Source organism: Burkholderia sp. WTPI3, from assembly GCF_021483755.1.
Taxonomy (GTDB): Bacteria; Pseudomonadota; Gammaproteobacteria; order Burkholderiales; family Burkholderiaceae; genus Burkholderia.
The window spans coordinates 128741-148272 of record NZ_JAGIXF010000001.1 but is presented as its reverse complement, the minus strand read 5'-3'; the positions used below and the strand labels follow the sequence as shown (position 1 = coordinate 148272).

The following is a 19532-nucleotide window of genomic DNA, read 5'->3' as shown; positions in this document are numbered from 1 at the left end:
CGCTCAGGCCGAATGGCGCTTGCGGTAGCCGTCGAGGAAGCGCGCGATCCGGTTGATCGAATCGGTCAGGTCGTCGAGGTTCGGCAGGAACACCACGCGGAAGTGATCCGGCGCCGCCCAGTTGAAACCCGTGCCCTGCACGAGCAGCACGCGCTCCTCGAGCAACAGGTCGAGGATGAACTGCTGGTCGTTCTGGATCGGATAGAGCTTCGGATCGAGACGCGGGAACATGTACAGCGCGGCCTGCGGCTTCACGCAGGTCACGCCGGGAATCGACGTGAGCATGTCGTACGCGAGTTCGCGCTGCTTGTACAGGCGCCCGCTCGGCACGATCAGCTCGTTGATGCTCTGGTAGCCGCCGAGCGCCGTCTGGATCGCGAACTGCCCCGGCACGTTCGCGCACAGCCGCATCGACGACAGGATCCCGAGCCCCTCGAGGTAATCCTTCGCATGCCGGCGGTTGTCGCCGCCAAGGCCCGACACGGCCATCCAGCCCGCGCGATAGCCACACGAGCGATAGCTCTTCGACAGGCTGTTGAAGGTCACCGTGATCACGTCCTCCGACAGTGAACCCAGCGCCGTGTGCTCGAGCCCGTCGTAGACGATCTTGTCGTAGACCTCGTCGGCGAACACGATCAGTCCGTGCTGGCGCGCGATCTCGAGCAGTTCGAGCAGCAATTCGTCGGAATAAAGCGCGCCGGTCGGGTTATTCGGGTTGATCACGACGATCGCCTTGGTGTTCGGCGTGATCTTGCGGCGGATGTCGTCGAGGTCGGGCATCCACGCGTTCTGCTCGTCGCACACGTAATGCACGGGCGTGCCGCCGGAGAGGCTCACGGCGGCCGTCCACAGCGGGTAGTCGGGCGCCGGCAGCAGCACTTCGTCGCCGTCGTTCAGCAGCGCCTGGGTCGCCATCACGATCAGCTCGGACGCGCCGTTGCCGATGTAGATGTCGTCCAGACCGACGCCGACGACGCCCTTTTGCTGCGTGTAATGCATCACGGCCTTGCGGGCCGAGAACACGCCTTTCGAATCCGAATAGCCGGACGATGCCGGCAGGTTGCGGATCATGTCCTGGATGATCTCGTCCGGCGCGTCGAAACCGAACGGCGCGAGGTTGCCGATGTTCAGCTTGATGATGCGGTGGCCTTCTTCCTCGAGGCGCTTCGCGTGCTCGAGCACCGGGCCACGGATGTCGTAGCACACGTTGAGCAGCTTGTTCGACTTCTGAATCGGTTTCACGACGACACGGTTCCTGGGTTGGCCTCGCGGCCGGGGGACGGGATCAAAACTGGAGAGCGGCCGGTCTGTGCGCGCTGTCTAGACTGGGGAAAAAGCGGGCGGCCGGACGCAGCTTGTGGCAGCGCTCGACGCAAGTGGCGCCCGGGGGCAACCAAAAAGTTATAATTTAGCGGATTTTGGCCGACTTTCGCAATGCACCATAGCCGCTCCGGGCCCGCGCCGTCAGGCGTCCCGTGCGTGCCGGCGCGCGAAACCGGCCGCCCGGGGCCGTGCGGCCCTTGCCAGACATTCCCCCTACGGAACGCGGAATACCGATTTGAAACTGCACCAGGACGCGAGCGGCGCGCTCAACACCGTCACCGGCTACGGCCCCGATTATGTCGACGTCAACCTCCAGCGCCATGAGGGCAGCGTCATCGTGCTGCCCGGCGCACCGGTCCGGGACTGGCCCGTGTCGTCGTTCGATGCGCTCACCCCCGAGCATTTCGCGACGCTGCTCGAGCCGGCGCCCGAGCTCGTCAGCCTCGGCAGCGGCGCGGCTGCGCTTCCGCACCCGCGCCTCGTGGCCGCGCCACGGCCAAGCGGATCGGCGTCGAGACGATGGACTTCGCGGCCGCCTGCCGTGAACCTGCCAACATCCTGATGGCCGAGGGCCGAAAGTCGCCGCCGCGCTCTTAATTGAACGTTAATCCCCGATGCGGTGGGGCAACTCCGGCCGGCGCGCCGATCGCCCCCCCGGATCGACACCCGGCCGCCCGCCCCCGGGCGCAACGCCCCGGCGGCCCGTCACAACAACCAACAGGCTGAAAACCCATGAACGATACGCCGTCGAGGCTACCGCTCAATCGCATCACGCTCGTCCTCCTGCTCGTCGCGCTCGCGATCGTCTGGTTCGCGCCGCTCGGGCTGCGCCACCTGATCCCGAGCGACGAAGGCCGCTACGCGGAGATGGCGCGCGAGATGTTCGTCACCGGCGACTGGATCACGCCGCGCTACAACGGCTACAAGTACTTCGAGAAGCCGCCGCTGCAGACCTGGCTGAATGCGCTGACGTTCGCGTGGTTCGGCATCGGCGAATGGCAGGCCCGCCTCTACACGGGGCTCGCCAGCTTCGCCGGCGTGCTGCTGGTCGGCTTCACGGGCGCGCGCCTGTTCAACCCGCTGTCCGGCTTCCTCGCGGCCGTCGTGCTCGCGTGCTCGCCGTACTGGAACCTGATGGGCCACTTCAACGCGCTCGACATGGGGCTCGCGTTCTGGATGGCGCTGTCGCTCTGCTCGCTGCTGCTCGCGCAGCGGCCCGGCCTGAGCGCGGGCGCCGTGCGCGGCTGGATGTGGGCGTGCTGGGCCGCGATGGCGTTCGCCGTGCTGTCCAAGGGACTCGTCGGCCTGATCCTGCCGGGCGCCGTGCTGGTGCTCTATACGCTGATCGCGCGCGACTGGGCGCTGTGGAAACGCCTGTACCTGGTGAGCGGCCTGGTGATCTTCTTCGCGATCGTCACGCCGTGGTTCGTGCTTGTCCAGCAGCGCAACCCGGAATTCTTCAACTTCTTCTTCATTGTCCAGCAGTTCCGCCGGTATCTGACCCCGGAACAGAACCGCCCGGGCCCGTTCTACTACTTCGTCCCGGTGCTGCTGGTCGGCTTCCTGCCGTGGCTGTCGGTCGCGTGGCAGAGCCTCCGCCATGCGCTGCGCATGCCGCGCCAGCCCAACGGCTTCGCGCCGATGCTCGTGCTGCTGATCTGGAGCGCATTCATCTTCCTGTTCTTCAGCGCATCGCATTCGAAGCTGATCTCGTACGTGCTGCCGGTCGCGCCGGCGCTCGCGCTGATGATCGGCGCGTACCTGCCGCTGATGAGCGCCGACCGGTTCCGCCGCCACCTGCTCGGCTACCTCGTGTTCCTCGTCGTGGCGGCGTTCGGGATCATCTTCCTTGCCTACCAGGGCGACGCCCGCACGCCGAATGCGCTGTATCGTGCGTTCCAGCTGTGGCTGTACGCGGGTCTCGCGGTCGCGGCCGTCCTGACGCTGGCCGCCGCGTGGCTGAACCGCCGCACGGGCGTCGCGGCCGCGATCACCGCGTTCGGCGCCGCATGGCTCGCGTTCGGCACGATCGGAGGCACCGGCCACGACGAGTTCGGCCGTTACAGCTCGGGCGCGCTGCTCGCACCGACCGTACGCGCGGAGCTGGCGAAACTGCCGGCCGACACGCCGTTCTACTCGATCGACATGCTCGATCACACGTTCCCGTTCTATGTCGGCCACACGACGATCATGGTCCACCGCCAGGACGAACTCGCCTTCGGGATCTCGGTCGAGCCGGACAAATGGATCCCGACCGTCGACGAATGGATCGCGCGCTGGGATCAGGAAACCCACGCGCTCGCCATCATGTCGCCCAGCGAATACGACGCGCTGGTCAAGCAAGGCGTGCCGATGCGCGTGATCGCGCGCGACAACCGCCGCGTGATCGTCGAAAAACCGCAATCGTAAGGACCCGTATCGCATGAATCCCGTTTCGCTCATCTGTATCGTCACCGGCGTGATGCTCAACGCCTGTGCGCAACTTCTGCTGAAAGCCGGCGTCAACGCTGTCGGGCACTTCGAATTCACGCCGTCGAACATCGTCCCGGTCGGACTGAAGATCGCGACCCAGTTGCCGATCATCGGCGGCCTCGGCTGCTATGTGCTGAGCGTCGTCGTCTGGATTCTCGGGCTGTCGCGGGTCGACGTGTCGATCGCGTACCCGATGCTGTCGCTCGGCTACGTGGTCAACGCGTTTGCGGCCTGGTACCTGTTCGGCGAGGTGATGTCGGTCCAGCGGTTGATCGGCATCGGCATCATCCTGATCGGCGTGGTCGTGCTCGCACGCAGTTGAGCGGGCCCGGCGTACATTAAGCGTCCGCCTACAAAAAATCACGGTGCGAATCCGCCAACCGGTGTTTAATTCCGGTTTCGGGCCGGATCGCCCGACCCCTTTATTACACGCCATTACGAGCCAAAGCGTTCATGAGCCAGATTACCGCTCCGTTTCTGCCGTTCACCCGCCCCGAGATCGATGAGGAAACCATCCAGGGCGTCGTCGACGTGCTGCGCTCGGGCTGGATCACCACCGGCCCGCAGAGCCAGAAATTCGAGGCCGCGCTGTCCGAGTACTGTGGCGGCCGGCCGGTCCGCGCGTTCAATTCGGGCACCTGCACGCTCGAGATCGGGCTGCGCATCGCGGGCGTCGGCGCCGGCGACGAGGTGATCACGACACCGGCATCGTGGGTCTCGACCAGCAACGTGATCCTCGAGACGGGCGCGACGCCCGTGTTCGCCGACATCGACCCGATCACGCGCAACATCGACCTCGACAAGCTCGAGCAGGCGATCACGCCGCGCACGAAGGCGATCATCCCCGTGTACCTGGCCGGCCTGCCGGTCGACATGGATCGCCTGTACGCAATCGCGCGCGCACACAACCTGCGCGTGATCGAGGATGCCGCGCAGGCACTCGGCTCGACGTGGAACGGCAAACGCATCGGCGCGATCGGCGACATCGTGTCGTTCAGCTTCCACGCGAACAAGAACCTGACGACGATCGAAGGCGGCGCACTCGTGCTGAACAGCGAGGACGAGGCGACGCTCGCGCAGAAGTACCGGCTGCAGGGCATCACGCGCACCGGCTTCGACGGGATGGACTGCGACGTGCTCGGCGGCAAGTACAACCTGACCGATGTCGCCGCGCGCGTCGGCCTCGGCCAGTTGCCGCACCTCGAACGCTTCACCGCGCAGCGCCGTGCGCTCGCGCGCGCGTATTTCGCCGCGCTCGGCGGCGGCCCGGCCGTGAAGCTCGGGCTCGGCCTGCCCGTCGCCGATTTCGAGAACAGCAACTGGCACATGTTCCAGGTCACGCTGCCGCTCGACCGGCTGTCGATCTCGCGCGCCGATTTCATGGCCCAGATGAAGGAACGCGGCATCGGCACGGGCGTGCACTACCCGGCCATCCACCTGTTCACGCTGTATCGCGCGCGCGGCTTTGCCGAGGGCATGTTCCCTCACGCCGAACGGTACGGCGCGTCGACCGTCACGCTGCCGCTCTTCACGCAGATGACCGAAGACGACGTGCGTCGCGTGGCCGACGCCATCAACCAGATTTGCGAACAATACGGAAAATAAGCGTACATGAGTCACCTTGAAGCACGCGCCGGGCATCCGGGCGCCGCGAATCCGGAAGTATCGATCATCATCCCCGTGTACAACGAGGAAGATGGGCTGGCCGCGCTGTTCGCGCGGCTGTACCCGGCACTCGACGCACTCGGCACGTCGTACGAAGTGATCCTGATCAACGACGGCAGCCGCGACCGCTCGGCCGCCATGCTCGCCGACCAGTTCCACGCGCGCCCCGACACGACGCGCGTCGTGCTGCTCAACGGCAACTACGGCCAGCACATGGCGATCCTCGCCGGCTTCGCGCAGTCGCGCGGCGAAATCGTCATCACGCTCGACGCCGACCTGCAGAACCCGCCCGAGGAAATCGGCAAGCTGATCGCGAAGATGCGCGAGGGCTACGACTACGTCGGCTCGATCCGCAAGCAGCGCCAGGACAGCCTGTGGCGGCGCAAGGCCTCGCTGATGATGAACCGGCTGCGCGAGCGCATCACGCGGATCAAGATGACCGACCAGGGCTGCATGCTGCGCGCGTACAGCCGCCGCATCATCGACACGATCAACGTGTGCGGCGAAGTCAACACCTTCATCCCGGCGCTCGCGTACACGTTCGCGCAGAACCCGACCGAAATCGAGGTCGCGCACGAGGAGCGCTTCGCAGGCCAGTCGAAGTATTCGCTGTACAGCCTGATCCGGCTGAACTTCGACCTCGTGACCGGCTTTTCCGTCGTGCCGCTCCAGTGGCTGTCGTTCATCGGCGTGATCCTGTCGCTCGGCTCGGCCGGACTGTTCGTGCTGCTGCTCGTGCGCCGCTTCATCGTCGGCGCGGAAGTGCAAGGCGTGTTCACGCTGTTCGCGATCACGTTCTTCCTGCTCGGCGTGATCGTGTTCGCGCTCGGCCTGCTCGGCGAATACGTCGGCCGCATCTACCAGCAGGTACGCGCACGGCCGCGCTACCTGATCCAGGCGGTGCTCGAACAGCACGAAGGCGTGCCGGCAGTGCCGGGCGGCGCTCATCGCACGGGGCAAATGCAATGAAGCCGCGCGCCGTCGTCTTCGCGTATCACAACGTCGGCGTGCGCTGCCTGCAGGTGCTGCTGGCACGCGGCGTCGACGTCGCTCTCGTCGTCACGCACGAGGACAACCCGAACGAGAACATCTGGTTCGGCAGTGTCGCGTCGGTTGCCGCCGAGCATGGAATCCCGGTTCTCACGCCGGCCGACCCCGCCGATCCGGCACTGCGCCGTGCGGTATCCGACGCACGGCCGGACTTCATCTTCTCGTTCTACTACCGTCACATGCTGCCGGTGGACCTGCTCGCGATCGCGCCGCGTGGTGCGTACAACATGCACGGCTCGCTGCTGCCGAAATACCGGGGTCGGGTACCGACCAACTGGGCCGTGCTGAACGGCGAAACGGAAACCGGCGCGACGCTGCACGAGATGGCCGCGAAGCCCGACGCCGGCGCGATCATCGGTCAGACCGCAGTGCCGATCCTGCCGGACGATACGGCCACGCAGGTATTCGACAAGGTCACGGTCGCCGCCGAGCAGACGCTCTGGCGCGTGCTGCCGGCGCTGCTCGCGGGCGAGGCGCCGCATCTGCCGAACGATCTGTCGACGGGCAGCTACTACGGCGGGCGCAAGCCGGAGGACGGCCGCATCGACTGGTCGAAGCCGGCCGCGCAGGTCTACAACCTGGTGCGCGCGGTCGCGCCCCCGTATCCGGGCGCGTTTACCGACGTCGGCGGCACGCGCTTCATCATCGCCCGCGCGCGCCTGGCGGCGCCCGGCAGCCCGGCTGCCGCGGCCGCGGCAGATTTGCCGCCCGGCCTGCACGTAAGCGATAATGCGCTATTCGGCGTCTGCGGCGACAGCCGCGCCCTATCCATTCTCGAGCTGTGGCAGCAACGCGACGGCAGCGAAACCGTCGTGACGCCCGCGGAATTCGCGCAGTTCATTCATTCTTCCCGTCATTCATGAAAGCAAAAAAAGTCCTGATCCTGGGTGTGAACGGCTTCATCGGCCATCACCTGTCGAAGCGCATTCTTGAAACCACCGATTGGGAAGTGTTCGGCATGGACATGCAGACCGATCGGCTCGGCGATCTCGTCAACCACGAGCGGATGCATTTCTTCGAAGGCGACATCACGATCAACAAGGAGTGGGTCGAGTATCACGTGAAGAAGTGCGACGTGATCCTGCCGCTCGTGGCGATCGCGACGCCCGCCACCTACGTCCAGCAGCCGCTGCGCGTGTTCGAACTCGACTTCGAGGCGAACCTGCCGATCGTGCGTTCGGCCGTCAAGTACGGCAAGCACCTCGTGTTCCCGTCGACCTCCGAGGTCTACGGCATGTGCTCGGACGAGCAGTTCGATCCGGATGCATCGGCACTCACCTACGGCCCGATCAACAAGCCGCGCTGGATCTACGCGTGCTCGAAGCAGTTGATGGACCGCGTGATCTGGGGTTACGGGATGGAAGGCCTGAACTTCACGCTGTTCCGCCCGTTCAACTGGATCGGCCCGGGCCTCGACTCGATCTACACGCCGAAGGAAGGCAGCTCGCGCGTCGTCACGCAGTTCCTCGGCCACATCGTGCGCGGTGAAAACATCAGCCTCGTCGACGGCGGCTCGCAGAAGCGCGCGTTCACCGACATCGACGACGGCATCAGCGCGCTGATGAAGATCATCGAGAACAAGGACGGCGTCGCGACGGGCAAGATCTACAACATCGGGAATCCGAAAAACAACTTCTCGGTTCGCGAGCTCGCGCACAAGATGCTCGAACTGGCCGCCGAATTCCCGGAATACGCCGACTCCGCGAAGCAGGTTCAGCTCGTCGAAACGACGTCGGGCGCCTACTACGGCAACGGCTACCAGGACGTGCAGAACCGCGTGCCGAAGATCGACAACACGATGCAGGAACTCGCGTGGGCGCCGCAGTCGACGTTCGACGAAGCACTGCGCAAGATCTTCGAAGCGTATCGCGGCCATGTCGGCGACGCGCGTGCGCTCGTCGAGCAGCAGAACTGACGGGACGCTCGCTTGGCTCGTATCGTCCTCAAGATCGACGTCGACACGCTGCGCGGCACGCGCGAAGGCGTGCCGAACCTCGCACGCATTTTCGACCGCTTCAACGCGCGCGCGACCTTCCTCTTCAGCCTCGGGCCCGATCACACGGGCTGGGCGCTGCGGCGCGTGTTCCGCCCCGGCTTTCTGAAGAAGGTGTCGCGCACGTCGGTGGTCGAGCATTACGGCGTGAAGCAACTGATGTACGGCGTGCTGCTGCCCGGCCCGGACATCGGCCGCCGTGCGATCGCCGACATGCGCGCGATCCACGAAGCCGGCTTCGAATGCGGGATCCATACGTGGGATCACGTGTACTGGCAGGACAACGTCCGCGTGCGCGATCGCGACTGGACCGCGCGTGAAATGCAGAAGAGCCACGCACGCTTCGCCGAGGTCTTCGGCGCGCCGCCCGTCACGCACGGCGCGGCCGGCTGGCAGATGAACGACGCGGCCTTCGAGCAGATCGACGCCTGGGGGATGCGCTACGCATCCGACGGCCGCGGCCATTCGCCGTACCTGCCGGTGGTCGGCGGCCGCACGCTGTCGCACGTGCAGATGCCTACCACGCTGCCGACGCTCGACGAGGTGCTCGGCGTCGACGGCGTCGATACGCACAACGTTGCCGCACACATCCTCAGGTTCACCGAAACCAATCCGCACGACCAGGTGTTCACGCTGCATGCGGAACTGGAAGGCCAGAAGCTCGCACCGGTATTCGAGCAGTTGCTCGCCGGCTGGCGTGCGCAAGGCCATACGTTTGCGACGATGGGCGACTACCACGCGACGCTGGACCGCGACTCGCTGCCATCGTACCCTGTCACGTGGGGCGAGATCCCTGGCCGCTCCGGCGAGCTGATCGTCCAGCCCGACTGAGTTCGCGCGCGAGCCGGCGCCGCCCTCCGCTCTTGCGGCGTGCCGGCGCGACGCGCTGCCGAACCGCGCCGCCGCCGCGGCGCCTTTCCATAACAACAGGAGAAACACGTGTCCGTCGAAGTTGACCGTCAAGTTCCCGATTTCACCGCACCGGCTACGGGCGGCGACATTTCGCTGTCCGACCTGAAGGGCAAGAAGCTCGTTCTGTATTTCTATCCGAAGGACAACACGCCGGGCTGCACCACCGAAGGCCTGCAGTTCCGCGATCTCTATCCGAAGTTCAAGAAAGCCGGCGCCGAAGTGATCGGCGTGTCGCGCGACAGCCTGCGCTCGCATGACAACTTCAAGGCCAAGCTCGAATTGCCGTTCCCGCTGATTTCTGATGCCGACGAAGCGCTGTGCACGCTGTTCGATGTCATCAAAATGAAGAAAATGTATGGCAAGGAAGTACGCGGAATCGAGCGTTCGACGTTCCTGATCGATGCCGACGGCGTGCTTCGCCAGGCATGGCGCGGCATCAAGGTGCCGGGTCATGTGGACGACGTGCTAAGTGCTGTACAAGCGCTTTGAGCCGCGTTATATTGGGCCGCAATGAATGCCAGTTCGCCCCATATTTCTCGTAGCTGCGCCGGTGCCCGTTGCGATGCTTCCCGGCACCTGACGCGCATCACGACGGTATCAGCCGAGCCGCATGTCCCGGTCCACGGGGCAGCGGCTTTTTTTATGGATTGGGCGGCGGCTCTCGGTCCACTGCCCACCCCGTCAAGGAGTTGACCGACACTTAGGCGAACCGGCTAGACGAAATTCCTGTGCGCCACCGCGCGCAAACTGCATGCGTCTACGTCACGCAGGATGCGATCAGCGGCGCACTTCATGCGACACGATTCCTCCCGAGGGACACCATGCCTTTGCCTACTCCCCCCAGCAAGCTCGGCAGCCTTCTGCCGCCCGACGAATACAAGGCGAAAGCGCGGCCCGCGAAAGCCGCGAAGAAATCCGCCGAAGGGGACGCATCCACAGCCGGTGACTACGGCCCGGCCAGCGTGGCCCAACCGATGACCGAAGCCGCGAATACGAGCGCGCCGTTACGCGCCGTCGCGCCATCGGCGCAGGAAACCGCGAGCACGCCCGCCCGCGGCCGCAAGACCAGACAAACGGCCGCACTGCTGCAACCTATCCCGCAGCCGGTCGAACCCGCGGCACCCGCCGCTCCTGAAACGCCCGCGACGCCCGTCGTCGCACGCAACGACAAGCCGGCCGCCGGCAAACCGGCCGCCGCGCCCGCGCGCGATGCCGGTGCCGCGACGAAGTCGCGCAGCCGCAAGCCCGCCGAGGCCGAGTTGCAGAAGCTGTTCGTGCTCGACACCAACGTGCTGATGCACGACCCGAGCAGCCTCTTCCGCTTCGAGGAACACGACGTCTATCTGCCGATGATGACGCTCGAGGAACTCGACAATCACAAGAAGGGGATGTCCGAAGTCGCGCGCAACGCACGTCAGGTCAGCCGTACGCTCGACGCACTGGTAGCCGACGGCGGCCCGATCTCGACCGGCATTCCGTTGTCGCGCCTCGGCAGCCGCGAGGCACTCGGCCGCCTGTACTTCCAGACGAAGCTGACCGACATCGCGCCGGTCGAGGGCCTCCCCGAGGGAAAGGCCGACAATCAGATCCTCGGTGTCGTACGTGCGCTGCAGCGCGACCGGCCGGATCGCCAGGTCGTGCTGGTGTCGAAAGACATCAACATGCGAATCAAGGCGCATGCGCTCGGCCTGCCGGCGGAAGACTACTTCAACGACCAGGTACTCGAAGACAAGGACCTCCTCTATAACGGCGTGCGCGAATTGCCGCAGGACTTCTGGACCAGGCACGCGAAGGGGATGGAGAGCTGGCAGGACACGAAGACGGGCACCACCTACTATCGCGTGACGGGCCCGCTCGTCGCGTCGATGCTCGTCAACGAGTTCGTCTATCTCGAGCCGCAGAACGGCGAGCCGACGTTCCACGCGATCGTGCGCGAACTGAACGGCAAGACGGCGCTGCTGCAGACGCTGCGCGACTACAGCCACCACAAGAACAACGTGTGGGGCATTACCGCGCGCAACCGCGAGCAGAATTTCGCGCTGAACCTGCTGATGAACCCCGAGATCGACTTCGTCACGCTGCTCGGCCAGGCCGGCACCGGCAAGACGCTCGTCGCGCTCGCGGCCGGCCTCGCACAGGTGCTCGACGACAAGCGTTACAACGAGATCATCGTGACGCGCGCGACCGTGCCCGTCGGCGAGGACATCGGTTTCCTGCCCGGCACCGAGGAAGAGAAGATGCAGCCGTGGATGGGTGCATTCGACGACAACCTCGAAGTGCTGCAGAAGACCGACGACGCGGCCGGCGAATGGGGCCGCGCGGCCACGCAGGAACTGATCCGTTCGCGCCTGAAGGTCAAGAGCATGAACTTCATGCGCGGGCGCACGTTCGTCGACAAGTACCTGATCATCGACGAAGCGCAGAACCTGACGCCGAAGCAGATGAAGACGCTCGTGACGCGCGCGGGCCCCGGCACGAAGATCGTGTGCCTCGGCAACATCGCACAGATCGACACGCCTTACCTGACCGAAGGCAGCTCGGGCCTGACCTACGTCGTCGATCGCTTCAAGGGCTGGGGCCACAGCGGTCACGTGACCCTCGCGCGTGGCGAACGTTCTCGCCTGGCCGACTACGCGTCGGACATCCTGTAACGCGCCCCGCCGACCGCCCGGTCGGCTTTCGACGTCTCGCGGCGCTCCGTTCCCGGAGCGCCGTTTTTATTTTGGGGTCGGAAACGTTGGTCATGCTTCGTTACCGAACAGCATCACTTACACGCGAAACTTCAAGTAAATTCTCAGGAATGGTTGCTTAAGCCCCGCCGGTACGTCTACCATCGGGTCTGTCTGTTGTCATACGATTCGCGAGCGCGCCGCGCTCGTCCGCCTTGCCATGCTTCGAATCTGCGCTCCCGTCGTCGTCGTTTCGCTGCTTGCGGCCTGCTCCAGCGTGCCGCAGCAGTCGGCTTCGCGTTCCGCGTCGGGCATGAGGATCACGACGCCGCGTGCATTCCCGGCACCTGCCAATTTCCCGAAATTCGTCGACCACAGCGTCGGCCAGGAGGAAATCTCGATCCAGGCGATGAGCCTCGTCGGCGTCCCGTATCGCTGGGGCGGCAACACGCCGACGAGCGGCTTCGACTGCAGCGGGCTCGTGCGCTATGTGATCGGCCGCGCGGCCGACGTGAACCTGCCGCGCACGACCGCCGACATGAGCAGCCGCGGCGTGTCGATCGATCCCGACCAGGTTGCGCCAGGCGACCTGATCTTTTTCAACACGACCGGACGGCCGCATTCGCACGTCGGGATCTATGTCGGCAAACTGCGTTTCGTCAATGCGCCATCGACCGGCGGCACCGTGCGGCTCGACTACCTGACGAACCCGTACTGGGCGAAGCGCTTCGACGGCATTCGCCGCGTCGCGCCGCCGCGCTCGGCCCCGACGCCGTTCGATGCACCGACTTACGAGGCACGGCACGATGCGCCGCGCACCGCGCCGGTGGCCGCCGCTGCTCCCGTCCCTGTCGTAACGGCCGCCGCGCCGCGACAGCCGGCCTATGTCGCGCCGCAAGCCAGTGCGACGCCGTCGCCTGCCCCGATGATGCCGGCCGCACCGGTCATGGCTGCCGCAATGACTGCTCCGGCCGCTGCTGCAGCCGATCCGTACGAACCGCCGCCGCCTCGCATGCAGGCCGCTCAGTCACAGGCAACAGCGACGAATGACGACATGAACGTCATGACGGCTAATGCCGCGCCCGCCAACCCGGCCGAGATCGGCTCACCGATTCCGACGACGGCGCTGACGGCCGCGCAGGCTGCCGCGTTCGATGCCGAACCGCCATCCGCAGCAGTCGCACCGTCGCCGCGCGGTGCCGAGCCCGTGCAGGTGCTGCGTGCTTCTACGCAATCCGCGCCCGCCGGCGCCCGCACCGGCACGGCCGACGATCCGATCGCCCGCTTCGCGAACGGCAGTTACTAGCCCGCCTCTCGTTCCCTGCCGCGACGTCGCCCCCGCATCGGCCATTCGCTGCACCGTCGCATTTGCGTCACCCAAAAGAAAATGCGCCGCAGCCTTTCGGCTTGCGGCGCATTTCACGTCGATCCGGTCGTGCCGGAATCAGAAGATCTGGTGTCCGAGCCACCATCCGCCGGCCGCGAACAGCGCGGCCGCCGGCAGCGTCAGCACCCACGCCCACACGATATTGCCGGCCACGCCCCAGCGCACGGCCGACAGCTTCTGCGTCGCGCCGACACCGACGATCGCGCCGGTAATCGTGTGCGTGGTCGACACGGGAATGCCGAGGAACGACGCGATGAACAGCGTGATCGCCCCGCCGCTTTCAGCACAGAAACCACCGACCGGCTTGAGCTTCGTGATCTTCTGGCCCATCGTGCGCACGATGCGCCAGCCGCCGAACAACGTGCCAAGACCCATCGACAGGTAGCACGCGCCGATCACCCATGCAGGCGGCGCATCGGCAGTCGCGGACGCATAGCCCGACGCGATCAGCAGCATCCAGATGATGCCGATCGTCTTCTGTGCGTCGTTGCCGCCGTGACCCAGGCTGTACAGACCAGCCGACAACAGCTGCAGCCGGCGGAAACGCCGGTCGACCTTGCTGGGCGCGGTACGGAAGTACAGCCACGACACGCCGAGCATGAACAGCGAACCGAGGATGAAACCGAGCAGCGGCGAAATGAAGATGAACGCAATCGTCTTCAGCAGCCCGTCGATATTCAGCGAGCTCCAGCCCGATTTCGCGAGCGCTGCGCCGACGAGACCGCCGATCAGCGCGTGCGACGAGCTCGACGGAATCCCGTAGTACCAGGTGATCACGTTCCAGCCGATCGCACCGACCAGTGCGCCGAACACGACGTAATGGTCGACGATCTCGGGATCGATCGTGCCGCGGCCGACGGTCTGCGCGACCTTCAGGTGGAAGATGAAATACGCGATGACGTTGAATGCGGCCGCGAACACGACGGCCTGCTGCGGCTTCAGCACCCCGGTGGACACGACGGTGGCGATCGAGTTAGCCGCGTCGTGGAAGCCATTCATGAAGTCGAATACGAGCGCGACGAGCACCAGCGTCGCGACCATCCATAGGGCGAGTTGTATCGAATGCATCGTGGTCCGCTCAGGCGTTTTCCAGCACGATGCCTTCGATGATGTTCGCGACGTCCTCGCACTTGTCGGTGATCTCTTCGAGCAGTTCGTAGATCGCCTTCAGCTTGATGAGCGTCTTCACGTCGTCTTCCTCGCGGAACAGCTTCGACATCGCCGCGCGCAGCACGCGATCGGCCTCCGATTCCCAGCGGTCGATCTCCTCGCATTGCTTGAGGATCTGTGCCGACTGCTTCATGTCGGACAGCAATCCGACGGCCTGCTGCACGTGTTGCGCAGACTGCGTGACGATGTGTGCGAGCTGGCTCGCCTCGGACGTGACGGAGCGCACGTCGTACAGCGACACGGCCGTCGCGACGTCTTCCATCAGATCGAGGATGTCGTCCATCGTCGTGATCAGCTTGTGGATCTCGTCGCGATCGAGCGGCGTGATGAAGGTCTTGTGCAGCAGATCGATCGCTTCATGCGTCAGCTTGTCTGCGGCCTTCTCGGCGGTCTGCACGTTTTGCTTGTGAATCTCGGCGTCAGCGAGATTGTCGATCAGCAGTTCGAGCTCGCGGCCACCGGAAACGATGTGCTTCGCGTGCGCGTTGAAAAGTTCAAAGAACTTGCCCTCGGTGGGCATGAATCGACCGAACATGGGATTCCTGAGAGATTGTCAAACGACTGTCACGAAAACGGGCGATATTGTACCGTTTCCGGTCACGACGCGACGCGCGCATATGCGCGCGCCGGGATGGGATACAACGTTTGGCTAAATAAGGGTTTACATCCGGCTTTACTCGCCGTAGAAGTTCTGCGCCCCCGCAAAGTTATCGAACTTCGTGTATTGACCCAGGAACGTGAGTCGAACAGGCCCGATCGGACCGTTACGCTGCTTGCCGATGATGATCTCGGCCGTCCCCTTGTCCGGGCTGTCCGGATTGTAGACCTCGTCGCGATAAATGAACAGGATCACGTCCGCGTCCTGTTCGATTGCGCCGGATTCGCGCAAATCGGACATCACCGGCCGCTTGTTCGGACGCTGTTCCAGCCCCCGGTTCAGCTGCGACAACGCGATCACAGGCACGTCCAGCTCCTTCGCCAGACTCTTCAGCGACCGCGAGATTTCCGAGATTTCGGTCGCACGGTTCTCGCCCTGCGACGAACCCGACATCAGTTGCAGATAGTCGACGATGATCAGGCCGAGCTTGCCGCACTGACGCGCCAGGCGCCGCGCACGCGAGCGCAATTCCATCGGGTTCAGGCCGCCAGTCTCGTCGATGAAGATCTGCGCCTCGCTCATCTTCTGCACGGCATGGGTCAGCTTCGGCCAATCCTCGTCCGTCAGGCGCCCCGTACGCATCCGGTGCTGGTCGAGCCGGCCGATCGAACCGAGCATACGCATCACCAGCTGGGTGCCCGGCATTTCCATCGAGAACACCGCCACCGGCAGCCCGTACTCGACCGCGACGTATTCGCCGATGTTCATCGAGAAGGCCGTGTTGTGCGTGACGACGAAATCGTCGGTCACATACAGGCGCGACGGATGCGAAACCGAAATGCATTGCGTGGCAGTCCGGCGCGACGGCTCAATCCCGGCGATCACCGGCATCTTGCGGCGCGCGCGCCCGGCCGTCAGCCGCTCGCGCTTGCCTTCGAACAGGAACAGGCTCTGCGGCTCCGGATGGCTGATCGTACAGACGTAAGCCGTCGCGCCTGCGTGGCGCTCGCCGCCAGACACACGCGAAGTCGCCTTTTCCGAAATCGCGCACCACGCGCCAAGCGAGCGCGCCAACTCCTGCACGTCGCGCGCAAGCTGCGCGCTGGCCGTCGAATAGCGCACCGTGCCCCACGATTCGACCCAGCCGTCGGTATCGAGCAGCCCGCGCAGCAGATCGATTCGCACGTCCCTGCATGCATCGAGGTAGCAGCGCGGGATGAATTTGTCGTAGCTGGTTCGCCCCCATACGCCGAGCCGCTCGAGCGCCGCCTTCAGCGGATTGACGTTCGGGCGGACACCCTGTTCCGCGGAGCGCCGCTTGATACGCCAATCGTGCTGGCCCGCATATTCGAGTTCGAGCGTCGCGTCGACCCGCGTACGCATCCGGTTCAGCGTCTCTTCGGCCTTGACGCTGAAGCGCACCGCCGTGCCCCCCAGCGAACCGTCGCCGAGCAACGCGCCGAGCACCCACGGATCGACAGGCAGCGCGTCGACATGCCCGAAATCGCCGGTCGGCATCTCGATCCACAAGCGCCCCTGGTAACGCTGATGCGTCAGAAGCGTCCGGATTTCCGCCGTGCTCAGGATGCGCGGCTTCGTCCATTCGCGGTAGTGGACGCACCACAGATGTTCATCGCAGCACTCGGCCGAACGACCATCCGAGAAGCGGACACGATAAACCTGCCGTTCGCCTTGCGGGTAGATACCCGTGACCATCGACGGCGCGCCGTCGACCGATGCGAGTGCGTCACCGATTGCCAGCTCGCCCACGCGCTTCCAGCCGGTCAGCGTCTTCACACGGGCATCCAGCGGCTGCGCCTTACCCATCGACGGGCGCCCCGCGACGATGATCAACTCCCCGCCATGCATGCCCGAGGTCATTCTGTCGAGGTCGACGAAGCCCGTCGGCGTTCCCGTGACGTCGCTCGGGTTGGCAGTGTGATAAAGCGTGTCGATGCGCTCGACCACCTGCGTGAGCAGCGGACCGATTTCGAGAAAGCCCTGATTGCCGCGCGCGCCTTCTTCGGCGATCGAGAACACCTTCGACTCGGCCTCGTCCAGCAGCTGGCGCACTTCCTTGCCCTGCGGATTGAACGCATCGGCCGAGATTTCATCGGCGACCGACACGAGCCGGCGCAGCACCGCGCGATCGCGCACGATCTCCGCATAGCGGCGGATGTTCGCGGCGCTCGGCGTGTTCTGTGCGAGTGCGTTCAGATACGCGAGCCCGCCGACGTCGTCGGCCTTGCCGGACGTCGTCAGCGCTTCGTAGACGGTCACGACGTCGGCCGGACGCGTCGACGCGATCAGCCGGCCGATGTGCTCGTAGATGATCCGATGGTCGTAACGATAGAAGTCGCCCTGCGACAGAAAGTCGGCAATCCGGTCCCAGGCCGCGTTGTCGAGCAACAGGCCGCCGAGCACCGACTGCTCGGCTTCGACCGAATGCGGCGGGACTTTCAGCGATTCGATTTGAGGATCTTGCGGCGCGTTCATGGGTTGGGATTATCGCGAATTACACAGGACGACGCCATACCGGCCGCCAGCGATGCGGCAATAAAAAAGGCAGGCCCCGGTTGCCCGGGCGCCTGCCCTTGTCCGGACGACGGAGGCCGCCCGGAAAGCTTGCGTACGCTTACGCGTGGTCGCCGATCACGTTGATCGTGACGTCGACGATGACGTCCGTGTGCAGCGCGACCTGAACGACGTGCTCGCCGATCATCTTCAGCGGGCCTTCCGGCATGCGAACTTGCAGCTTCTCGACTTCGAAACCTGCCTTCTTCAGCAGATCCGCGACGTCGCCGTTCGTGACCGAGCCGAACAGACGGCCGTCGACGCCCGACTTCTGCGTGATTTCGAACGACTGGCCGTTCAGCTTCTCGCCGACTGCCTGCGATGCTGCCAGCTTTTCAGCGGCGACCTTTTCGAGTTCAGCGCGGCGAACTTCGAATTCGGCGATCGCTTCCTTCGTTGCACGGCGAGCCTTGCGGTTCGGGATCAGGAAGTTGCGAGCGTAACCGTCCTTGACCTTGACGATATCGCCGAGGTTGCCCAGATTGGCGACTTTTTCCAACAGAATGATTTGCATTCGAATTCTCCTTATTGCGTCGCCTGATTACGCCTTGTGCTGATCGGTGTACGGCAGCAGCGCGAGGAAACGCGCACGCTTGATCGCCGTGTCCAGCTGACGCTGATAGTGCGCCTTCGTACCCGTCAGACGAGCCGGCGTGATCTTGCCGTTTTCGCCGATGAAGTCCTTCAGCGTTTCCGTGTCCTTGTAGTCGATCTGCTCGACGCCAGCGGCCGTGAAACGGCAGAACTTCTTGCGCTTGAAGAGCGGGTTTTGTTGCTGACGACGCTTGTCGAATTTCTTACCAGTCGGGCGGGGCATGATTTCAGTCCTTTCCAATGTCCTGCAATGCTGTGATGTGAAACACCAAGGTTCTCGCGTTGCGGCTTTTCTTTGCCAGGAAGCCCGTGAACAGCGTTTCGACGCCCATTTCACGACGCTCCAGCTTGCCGCTCGCCTCACCGGCTGCCACCGCCTCGATCGTCATTTCGACCTGACGGGGAATGCCTGCTTCGACGACTTCCGTGCGGTGATGCAACGTGGCGCTTGCGATCGGAACACCTGCCGGCGTATATCGCACCGGCGCGCGTTCGACGACGCTTGCCGTCAATTGCAACCTGTTCACGTGAGTGACGCGCTCCTTGATGGCTTAATGAATGACGAACTTAAGCCTGCGCTTCGGTCGGCTGAGCTGCAGCCGCCTTCTTGGCTTCTTCGCGCTGAACTTCCTTCATCATCGGCGACGGGCCGGTTTCGGCCTTCTTCATCTTGACGATGAGGTGACGCAGCACGGCGTCGTTGAACTTGAACGCGTGTTCGAGTTCGTCGAGCGTCGTCTGGTCGCACTCGATGTTCATGCAGACGTAGTGAGCCTTCGCGAGTTTCTCGATCATGTAGGCCAGTTGGCGACGGCCCCAGTCTTCGACACGGTGGATCTGGCCGCCGTGCGTCGTGATCGTGGTCTTGTAACGCTCGATCATCGCGGGCACTTGCTCGCTTTGATCGGGGTGCACGATGAATACGATTTCGTAATGACGCATTACACACTCCTTGTGGATTAAAGCCACCCGGGCGTCTGTACCGGTGTGGCAAGTGAGAAGCCGAAGATTCTAACCCGTATACGGGGAAGGTGCAACACCAATCGACGATTTCCGACCGGATTCGGCCATGTTTTCAAAGACTTGAGCGAGCAAAGGGCGGCAACGGCAGCCCGCGCATCGGCA

The 19532-nt window shown here is 64.5% G+C and carries 18 protein-coding genes and 2 pseudogenes; 11 read left to right on the top strand and 9 right to left on the bottom strand.

The annotated features are described in order from the left end of the window. Positions 1-3: 3 nt before the first annotated feature. On the bottom strand, positions 4-1242 hold the full coding sequence (locus tag J7024_RS00695; protein ID WP_124828525.1) for a pyridoxal phosphate-dependent aminotransferase: 1239 nt from the start codon (positions 1240-1242) through the stop codon (positions 4-6). 316 nt (positions 1243-1558) lie between these two features. Here J7024_RS00695 and J7024_RS00690 point away from each other — a divergent pair. From J7024_RS00690 to J7024_RS00650, 9 genes and pseudogenes are all read left to right on the top strand, one after another. Beyond that, positions 1559-1931: pseudogene (locus J7024_RS00690) on the top strand (Mth938-like domain-containing protein). A gap of 124 nt (positions 1932-2055) precedes the next feature. After that, positions 2056-3732: a glycosyltransferase family 39 protein gene (locus J7024_RS00685; RefSeq protein WP_124828523.1), complete on the top strand. Its 1677-nt coding sequence runs from the start codon at positions 2056-2058 to the stop codon at positions 3730-3732. A gap of 13 nt (positions 3733-3745) precedes the next feature. Beyond that, on the top strand, positions 3746-4117 hold the full coding sequence (locus tag J7024_RS00680) for an EamA family transporter (RefSeq protein WP_096503033.1): 372 nt from the start codon (positions 3746-3748) through the stop codon (positions 4115-4117). Between the two features lie 131 nt (positions 4118-4248). After that, entirely contained in the window at positions 4249-5400 is a 1152-nt protein-coding gene (locus tag J7024_RS00675) for a DegT/DnrJ/EryC1/StrS family aminotransferase (RefSeq protein WP_124828522.1), read from the top strand. Between the two features lie 6 nt (positions 5401-5406). Then, the gene (locus J7024_RS00670) at positions 5407-6429 is read left to right on the top strand and encodes a glycosyltransferase (RefSeq protein ID WP_124828521.1); all 1023 of its coding nucleotides are present in this window, start codon (positions 5407-5409) and stop codon (positions 6427-6429) included. Next, the gene (locus tag J7024_RS00665) at positions 6426-7373 is read left to right on the top strand and encodes a formyltransferase (RefSeq protein WP_124828520.1); all 948 of its coding nucleotides are present in this window, start codon (positions 6426-6428) and stop codon (positions 7371-7373) included. The genes J7024_RS00670 and J7024_RS00665 overlap by 4 nt, the downstream gene beginning before the upstream one ends. Further along, positions 7370-8425 carry a bifunctional UDP-4-keto-pentose/UDP-xylose synthase gene (locus J7024_RS00660; RefSeq protein ID WP_096503041.1) on the top strand — a complete coding sequence of 352 codons (1056 nt, stop codon included), beginning with the start codon at positions 7370-7372 and terminating at the stop codon, positions 8423-8425. Before J7024_RS00665 ends, J7024_RS00660 begins: the two co-directional genes overlap by 4 nt. A gap of 12 nt (positions 8426-8437) precedes the next feature. Beyond that, entirely contained in the window at positions 8438-9334 is an 897-nt protein-coding gene (locus J7024_RS00655) for a polysaccharide deacetylase family protein (RefSeq protein WP_124828519.1), read from the top strand. Positions 9335-9442: 108 nt separating this feature from the next. Further along, positions 9443-9904 (top strand): peroxiredoxin, encoded by a 462-nt coding sequence (locus J7024_RS00650; RefSeq protein WP_124828518.1) that lies wholly within the window; start codon positions 9443-9445, stop codon positions 9902-9904. 192 nt (positions 9905-10096) lie between these two features. On the opposite strand, the pseudogene J7024_RS37230 reads toward J7024_RS00650, so the two are convergent. Beyond that, positions 10097-10341 (bottom strand): annotated as a pseudogene (locus J7024_RS37230) (hypothetical protein); the annotation flags it as partial. Here J7024_RS37230 and J7024_RS00645 point away from each other — a divergent pair. Beyond that, positions 10237-12066, top strand: coding sequence for a PhoH family protein (locus J7024_RS00645; protein WP_124828517.1), 1830 nt, complete (start codon positions 10237-10239; stop codon positions 12064-12066). The pseudogene J7024_RS37230 and the gene J7024_RS00645 sit on opposite strands and share 105 nt — an antisense overlap. 238 nt (positions 12067-12304) lie before the next feature. Next, complete coding sequence (locus J7024_RS00640; protein ID WP_124828516.1) at positions 12305-13390, top strand: C40 family peptidase; 1086 nt, start codon at positions 12305-12307, stop codon at positions 13388-13390. 138 nt (positions 13391-13528) lie between these two features. On the opposite strand, the gene J7024_RS00635 is transcribed toward J7024_RS00640, so the two are convergent. The 7 genes from J7024_RS00635 to rpsF form a co-directional block, all read right to left on the bottom strand. After that, positions 13529-14539, bottom strand: coding sequence for an inorganic phosphate transporter (locus J7024_RS00635; protein ID WP_124828515.1), 1011 nt, complete (start codon positions 14537-14539; stop codon positions 13529-13531). 10 nt (positions 14540-14549) lie between these two features. Next, positions 14550-15176, bottom strand: coding sequence for a DUF47 domain-containing protein (locus J7024_RS00630; protein ID WP_034188683.1), 627 nt, complete (start codon positions 15174-15176; stop codon positions 14550-14552). Positions 15177-15314: 138 nt separating this feature from the next. Continuing rightward, the gene (gene dnaB / locus J7024_RS00625) at positions 15315-17735 is read right to left on the bottom strand and encodes a replicative DNA helicase (protein WP_124828514.1); all 2421 of its coding nucleotides are present in this window, start codon (positions 17733-17735) and stop codon (positions 15315-15317) included. Positions 17736-17874: 139 nt separating this feature from the next. Continuing rightward, entirely contained in the window at positions 17875-18327 is a 453-nt protein-coding gene (gene rplI, locus J7024_RS00620; RefSeq protein WP_124828513.1) for a 50S ribosomal protein L9, read from the bottom strand. Between the two features lie 27 nt (positions 18328-18354). Then, positions 18355-18630: a 30S ribosomal protein S18 gene (gene rpsR / locus J7024_RS00615; protein ID WP_006486248.1), complete on the bottom strand. Its 276-nt coding sequence runs from the start codon at positions 18628-18630 to the stop codon at positions 18355-18357. Positions 18631-18634: 4 nt separating this feature from the next. Then, a complete protein-coding gene (gene priB, locus J7024_RS00610; RefSeq protein ID WP_031399239.1) occupies positions 18635-18934 on the bottom strand; it encodes a primosomal replication protein N in 300 nt (99 codons plus the stop codon). A gap of 40 nt (positions 18935-18974) precedes the next feature. Continuing rightward, positions 18975-19349 (bottom strand): 30S ribosomal protein S6, encoded by a 375-nt coding sequence (gene rpsF, locus J7024_RS00605; protein ID WP_006755436.1) that lies wholly within the window; start codon positions 19347-19349, stop codon positions 18975-18977. Between the last annotated feature and the right edge of the window lie 183 nt (positions 19350-19532).

Bases quoted from the DNA above. Each gene is read 5' to 3' on its own strand.
- J7024_RS00665 (WP_124828520.1), top strand. From the start codon at position 6,426: ATGAAGCCGCGCGCCGTCGTCTTCGCGTATCACAACGTCGGCGTGCGC.
- dnaB (WP_124828514.1), bottom strand. From the start codon at position 17,735: ATGAACGCGCCGCAAGATCCTCAAATCGAATCGCTGAAAGTCCCGCCG.
- J7024_RS00660 (WP_096503041.1), top strand. From the start codon at position 7,370: ATGAAAGCAAAAAAAGTCCTGATCCTGGGTGTGAACGGCTTCATCGGC.
- rplI (WP_124828513.1), bottom strand. From the start codon at position 18,327: ATGCAAATCATTCTGTTGGAAAAAGTCGCCAATCTGGGCAACCTCGGC.
- J7024_RS00635 (WP_124828515.1), bottom strand. From the start codon at position 14,539: ATGCATTCGATACAACTCGCCCTATGGATGGTCGCGACGCTGGTGCTC.
- J7024_RS00670 (WP_124828521.1), top strand. From the start codon at position 5,407: ATGAGTCACCTTGAAGCACGCGCCGGGCATCCGGGCGCCGCGAATCCG.
- J7024_RS00680 (WP_096503033.1), top strand. From the start codon at position 3,746: ATGAATCCCGTTTCGCTCATCTGTATCGTCACCGGCGTGATGCTCAAC.
- J7024_RS00645 (WP_124828517.1), top strand. From the start codon at position 10,237: ATGCCTTTGCCTACTCCCCCCAGCAAGCTCGGCAGCCTTCTGCCGCCC.
- J7024_RS00630 (WP_034188683.1), bottom strand. From the start codon at position 15,176: ATGTTCGGTCGATTCATGCCCACCGAGGGCAAGTTCTTTGAACTTTTC.
- J7024_RS00640 (WP_124828516.1), top strand. From the start codon at position 12,305: ATGCTTCGAATCTGCGCTCCCGTCGTCGTCGTTTCGCTGCTTGCGGCC.
- rpsR (WP_006486248.1), bottom strand. From the start codon at position 18,630: ATGCCCCGCCCGACTGGTAAGAAATTCGACAAGCGTCGTCAGCAACAA.
- rpsF (WP_006755436.1), bottom strand. From the start codon at position 19,349: ATGCGTCATTACGAAATCGTATTCATCGTGCACCCCGATCAAAGCGAG.
- J7024_RS00685 (WP_124828523.1), top strand. From the start codon at position 2,056: ATGAACGATACGCCGTCGAGGCTACCGCTCAATCGCATCACGCTCGTC.
- J7024_RS00675 (WP_124828522.1), top strand. From the start codon at position 4,249: ATGAGCCAGATTACCGCTCCGTTTCTGCCGTTCACCCGCCCCGAGATC.